Below are 5,973 nucleotides of genomic sequence, written 5' to 3' on the forward strand. Positions count from 1 at the left end.
GGCCTGGGCGAACTCGTCGCCGACAGCGTACGCGTCGGCCGGCTTCGCGCCACGACCGATTTCGGTGCGCTTGCCGACAACGACTTCGTGATCGTGACCGTGGGTACGCCGCTGGGGCCGGACTTCGAGCCCATCGTCGACGACATCAAGGCGGCGGCGCGGGCCGTGGGGGAGCACCTGCGTGCCGGCCACCTCGTCATCCTCAAGAGCACGGTTCCGCCCGACACCACCGAGAAGCTGGTCCGGCCGATCCTCGAGGAGACCTCGGGGCTGCGGGCGGGCGTCGACTTCGGGTTGGCGTTCTGCCCCGAGCGGCTGGCCGAAGGCCAAGCCATCCGCGAGCTGACGTCGATCCCCGTCGTGGTCGGTGCCGTCGATGAGCGCAGCGCCCGCGCGTGCTCCACACTGTGGCGACACGCCCTGGGGGTGGACTCCGTCGTCGTCGACGACCCACGGACCGCCGAGATGGTCAAGCTTGCCGACAACCTGTGGGTGGACCTCAACGTCGCGCTGGCCAACGAGCTGGCCAAGGTGTGCGACCGGCTCGGCATGGACGCCCTGCAGGTCATCGAGGCGGCCAACACGATGCCCAAAGGCGGGCGCGATGCGAACATCTTGCGCCCGAGCATGGGCGTCGGCGGGTACTGCCTGACGAAGGACCCGTGGTTCGTCAACCACCTGGGGCAGTCCCTCGGGTTGGAGCTGTCCATCCCGCGGACGTCGCGGACCGTCAACGACACGATGCCGGCCTACACCTACGGGTTGCTCACCCAGTTGCTGGCCGATCAGGGCAAGGCGGTGGAGACCAGCAAGGTCGCGGTGCTGGGCATCGCGTTCAAGAACAACACCGGCGACTGCCGGCTCACTCCCACCAAGTACGTGCTCGCCTTGCTCGAGGAGTCCGGCTGCCAGCTGTCGGTCCACGATCCCTGGGTGCTGGAGGAAGAGGCCCACACGGTGACGAAGATCCCGCTGACCGCGGACATCGAGTCGGCGGTCAAGGATGCCGACGCGCTGGTGGTGCTGGCGGGGCACCGGGAGTTCCACCAGATCCCGCTGGTGCGGCTCGCGGAACTGACGGCAGCCCGGTGTGTGTTCCTGGATGGCCGCAACAGCTTTGACCCGGCGGCGGTGCGCGCCGCCGGTTTCGTCTACAAGGGAATCGGCCGCTGAGCGGCCGATCAGCAAACGCAAACCGCTACGGGGAAACGAAAGAGCACATATGTCCAATGTCGTCGTGACGGGCGGCTACGGTTTCATCGGATCGCACCTGGTTTCGGCGCTGCTGGACCGCGGAGACTCGGTCACGGTGTTCGACGTCGCCAAGAGCACCCGCGACAGCAGCATCGACTTCGACCGGCACGCCAACTTCCGGTTCGTGCAAGGCGACGTCACCGATCTGGCCGCGCTGCAACAGGCCCTGACACCCGGAGTCGACACGGTCTTTCACCTGGCCGCCGTCGTCGGGGTCACGAACTATCTCAACGATCCGCTCGGTGTTCTCGACGTGAACGTGATCGGTACGCGCAACGTCCTGGAGTTGAGCCAGCGGCACGGAACGCGGGTGGTGTTCGCCAGCACTTCGGAGGTGTTCGGGAAAAATCCCAACCCCCCCTTCGCCGAGGACGACGACCGCGTGCTGGGTTCGACGAAAACCGCGCGCTGGAGCTACAGCACCAGCAAGGCCATGGCCGAACATCTCGTGTTCGCAATGCATTCCGCCTACGGGCTGCCGGTGACGGTGGTGCGTTACTTCAATGTCTATGGCCCGCGCCAGAATCCGATCTTCGTGATCTCGCAGAGCATCCACCGGATCCTCAACGGCCGCCCGCCGTTGCTGTACGACTCCGGTGCGCAGACGCGGTGTTTCACCTATGTCGACGACGCCATCGCCGGCACCTTGCTCGCGGCCGACAGCGACGCGGCGATCGGTGAGGCTTTCAACATCGGCAGCATGACCGAGACGACCATGCGTGACGCCGTCGAGCTGGCGATCACGATCGCGAACGTCGATTCCGTGTCGAGCGCTGAAGCCGTTGACACCGCGGCGCGCTACGGGGGCCGCTACGAGGACATTCCCCGTCGCATCCCGGACTCGACCAAGGCGCAGCGGGAGCTCGGGTGGCGCCTCAACGTTGATGTCGAGGACGGGATCCGCCGCACCATCGAGTGGGCGCGGGCCAACCCGTGGTATCTCGAAGAGCCCGCGGGGCGTCCGGCATGAGACGACAGACGAGCCTGGCGCGGGTTGTGCGCGTGCTGCCCTAATTGTTTGCGAGCGCGCGGTCGGCAAGTGCGCCGATCACCGGTGCCAATTGCCGGGAGTATTCCGGCGTGAGGTGGCTGTCGTCGAGGTAGACCTGGGTGTTGCCCACGATGACAGGGCAGCGTTTCACGGTGCAGAACAGTTCGGTGAGGTCGGTGTACTGGCCACCGCCGGCTCTGGTGACGGCGGACTCAGCGGCGATTCCGGGCTGGTTGACCGCGGTCGACCGTGATGGTGTGCAGGCCGTCACGTCATCGAGGTGGCTGGACAGGCACAGCGGCACCACGGAGTGTGGATCCGGGACCGGCCCGAGCACCAGCACCTGCGAACCGATGCTGCGCAGCTGCCGCACGAGGCGGGTCAGGCTGTCAATCCAGGCCGGGTCATAAGGCGTGAAACCTGACAGCCAACCGTTCTCGTTGCCACCACGGTATCCCCGCCACACGCTCAGGATGACCAGCCGTGGCCGCTCGGCGCGCAACCGGTCCATGACCTCACCGCGCCACTGTTCACAGCGCCGAAAATGTTCGACCACACGACTGAAGAGGCGGTTGGTGATGGGCACGTCTATCAAGGGGCAGCCCATCTTGGCCATCATCTCCAGCCGCCAGGGCCGCTGCCGGGCGATCTGCTGGAACGCCGGATTCCACATCGCGGCATGCGAGTCGCCGACCAGGGCCACCGTGGTCGGCGAGGCTGTATCGCCCGTCGCGCACTCAGGCTGGCCACCTTGGAACTGCGAGCGTAGGCAGCTGTCGGGCGAATTGCCCTTGCCGTTTGCGGCGCCGCCGGCAAGCGGCGGGCTCAGGTTCGACGGCACGGTTTTGATTCCCTCAGATGCCGCCACTGCGGTCTGCACTTGGGCGAACACGTGCACCACCGCTGCGGCGTAGGCGTCGACGGAGGAGCCCGGGAGCGGAGGAGCCGCGATGACGGTCAGCGGCGTAGCAGCGGGACCGCGCGGGACCGGGACGGTGATCCATTGCGGTAACACCATTCCGACTGCGACGACGACTGCGGTGGCCGCACCGCCGAGCGTGAGGCTGGCCACGGCTGACCGGCGAATCGGAGCGGCGAAGCGGAGCGGGTTCTCGACGAACCGCAGTGTGAGCACCGCCAGCGCACCCGAAAGCAAGACCTCCGCCAGCCTGCCGCCCAGCCCCACTGAGTGGCCCAGCAACGCCGGCGTGAGCACGAGCACAGGCCAGTGCCATAGATACAGGGAGTAGGAGACTCGCCCGATCGCGCGCATTGGCGAGATTGCCAGGAGGCGGCCGCATCCCTGGGTAGATGCGGCACAACCGGCGCCGATCACCAACGCCGCACCCAGCACCGGCAACAGCGCAGCGACACCCGGGTAGAAGGTGGCTGCGCTCAACTGGGTACAGGCCAGCAGGATCACCCCCAGCCCGGCCCACCCCGCTGTCGCTGCAGCTCGTGGTGATAGTCGGCGCCACTGGCCGACAGTGAGCGCGATCATGCCGCCGGCGGCCAACTGCCAAGCCCGGGTGGGCAGCGAGAAGAACGCCGTAGTGGTCAACAAGTAGGTGCTCAGCAGCGACAGTGCGAACGAGAAAACCGCGACCAGTGCAAGGACCACAAGATACGGGCGTTCCGAGGAGGGGACCCGGGTTCCACTGGCGCGTCGTCGCGCCCGCCGCGCGCACCGGATCAGCCACGCCGTGCCAATGATCACGGCCGGCCACACCAGGTAGAACTGTTCTTCGACGCCCAAAGACCAGTAGTGCTGGAATGGCGACGGGGGCAGGTGACCGAAGTAGTTGACGCCTCGCGTGATGAACCAGAAATTCCCGACGTACAGCGCGCAGTAGATGCCGTCATCCATGACGGCCCGGGCCTGAACCGCGGGTAACAGGATCGCCGAGGCGATCATGGTGAGGACGCCGACCGTGGCCGATGCCGGAAGCAGTCGGCGGGCCCGCGCCCCGTAGAAGCGGCCCAGCCCGATGGTGCCGGTGGTGCTCACCTCGCGCCAGAGCAGTCCCGTGATCAGGAAGCCCGAGATGACGAAGAACACGTCCACCCCGACGAACCCACCACCCACACCGGGCATGTGCGCGTGGAAGAGGACCACAGCGACCACCGCAACAGCGCGAAGGCCCTCGATGTCGGGACGGAATTCCTTGTTTGCCACGCTGCGCGCCTGCGCTACTTCGTTAGCGCTAACGCTGTCGGCCTGGCGCACTTTCACCAATCTGTTCGAGGACGCGCTTGTCGAATCGACGAATTATCACACATACGTTCAACGCTTCTCGGCCAGACCCTGCACTCCTTGCGCACTGGCCAGCTCTCCGACGGACCGAGGCGGCCGCTTGCCCCACAATTTCCGGCTTCCAGCTCGATAGCGCAGCTACCGGGTTATGCTGCAGGGCGGCTGAGCCGGGGACGCGGGCTGTCGCTTCCGTTCCCCAGGACGCGCGCGGGAACTGAAAGGCTAGGATTTCGCCGATGAAATTTGTGCTGGCAAACTGGGGAACGCGCGGCGAAGTCGAGCCCTACGTCACTGTCGGCCGCGAGCTGGTGCGTCGCGGGCATGAGGTCCACATGGCCGTCGCGCCTGAGATGGTCAGCTTCACCGAGGCGGCCGGGCCTGCGGCGGTCGCGTACGGACCGGCGTTGAAGGCCATCCTGGACCCGCACCGCGATTTCTGGGCGGGTTTGTTCGCCAACCCGTGGAGGATCCGCGAGCTGGGCAGACTTTCGGGCGAATATTCGAAGCCCCTCATCGAATGTCGTGCGGAGGTGAGTGCGACGCTGACGTCACTGGCGGAGGGGGCCGACCTGTTGCTCACCGGCATGAATTTCGAGGACGACGCCGTCAACGTCGCCGAGCATTTCGGCATCCCGCTTGCCACCCTGCATATCTTCCCGCTGCGAATCAACGGCGAGCTCCTGCCGTTCCTGCCGGCGCCGGTGGCCCGCTCCGCGATGACGCTGCTCGACTGGGCGGCGTGGCGTGGAGGGAAGAAGGTCGAGGATGCGCAGCGCCGTGGATTCGGTTTGCCCGAGGCAACACGGCCGTGGCCGCGCCGCATCACCGAACGCGGATCGCTGGAAATCCAGGCCTACGACGAGGTGTGCTACCCCGGGCTGGCAGCCGAATGGGCCGAATGGAATGCGCAGCAGGTTCCCAAGAGGCCGTTTGTCGGCGCGTTGACGATGGAGTTGCCGACCGACAGTGACGACGAGGTCGCGTCGTGGATCGCCGCGGGAAAACCGCCGATTTGCTTCGGCTTCGGCAGCGTGGGCGTCGAATCTGCTGCGGCAACGCTTTCCATGATCAGCTCGGCCTGCGCGCAGCTGGGCGAGCGGGCGTTGATTTGCGCCGCCGGGACCGACTACAGCAACGTCTCCCACTCCGAGCACGTCAAAGTGGTGGGCGTGATGAATTACGCGGCGGCGTTGCCGGGCTGTCGCGCGTTCGTGCACCACGGTGGCGCCGGCACGACGAACGCGGGCTTGCGCGCGGGACTGCCGACGCTGATCCTGTGGACGCTGCCCGACCAGGGGCTGTGGGGAGCGCGCGTCAAACGCTTGAAAGTCGGTATGGGACGGCGTTTTTCGGCCACCACCGAAAAGTCGTTGATCGCGGACCTGCGCACTGTCCTGGCCCCGCAGTGCCTCACCCGGGCCCGCGAGCTGGCCGCGCGGATGACCAAACCCGCTGAAAGCGCTGCGACCACCGC

Annotated in this window: 4 protein-coding genes; 3 read left to right on the plus strand and 1 reads right to left on the minus strand. The window is 66.6% G+C overall.

Annotation, left to right across the window (positions count from 1 at the left end; translation table 11 throughout):
* Positions 1–1,173, plus strand: a 1,173-nt coding sequence (locus AC2VOK_RS07500; RefSeq protein ID WP_428899904.1) for a nucleotide sugar dehydrogenase, incomplete at its 5' end; no start/stop codon positions are given.
* A gap of 49 nt (positions 1,174–1,222) precedes the next feature.
* On the plus strand, positions 1,223–2,224 hold the full coding sequence (locus tag AC2VOK_RS07505) for an NAD-dependent epimerase/dehydratase family protein (RefSeq protein WP_428899905.1): 1,002 nt from the start codon (positions 1,223–1,225) through the stop codon (positions 2,222–2,224).
* A gap of 40 nt (positions 2,225–2,264) precedes the next feature.
* On the opposite strand, the gene AC2VOK_RS07510 is transcribed toward AC2VOK_RS07505, so the two are convergent.
* Positions 2,265–4,478: an acyltransferase family protein gene (locus AC2VOK_RS07510; protein WP_428899906.1), complete on the minus strand. Its 2,214-nt coding sequence runs from the start codon at positions 4,476–4,478 to the stop codon at positions 2,265–2,267.
* Between the two features lie 257 nt (positions 4,479–4,735).
* Between AC2VOK_RS07510 and AC2VOK_RS07515 the strand changes: the two genes are divergently transcribed.
* Positions 4,736–5,973, plus strand: a 1,238-nt coding sequence (locus AC2VOK_RS07515; protein WP_428899907.1) for a glycosyltransferase, incomplete at its 3' end; no start/stop codon positions are given.

Source organism: Mycobacterium sp. TH-M116 (assembly GCF_057473685.1).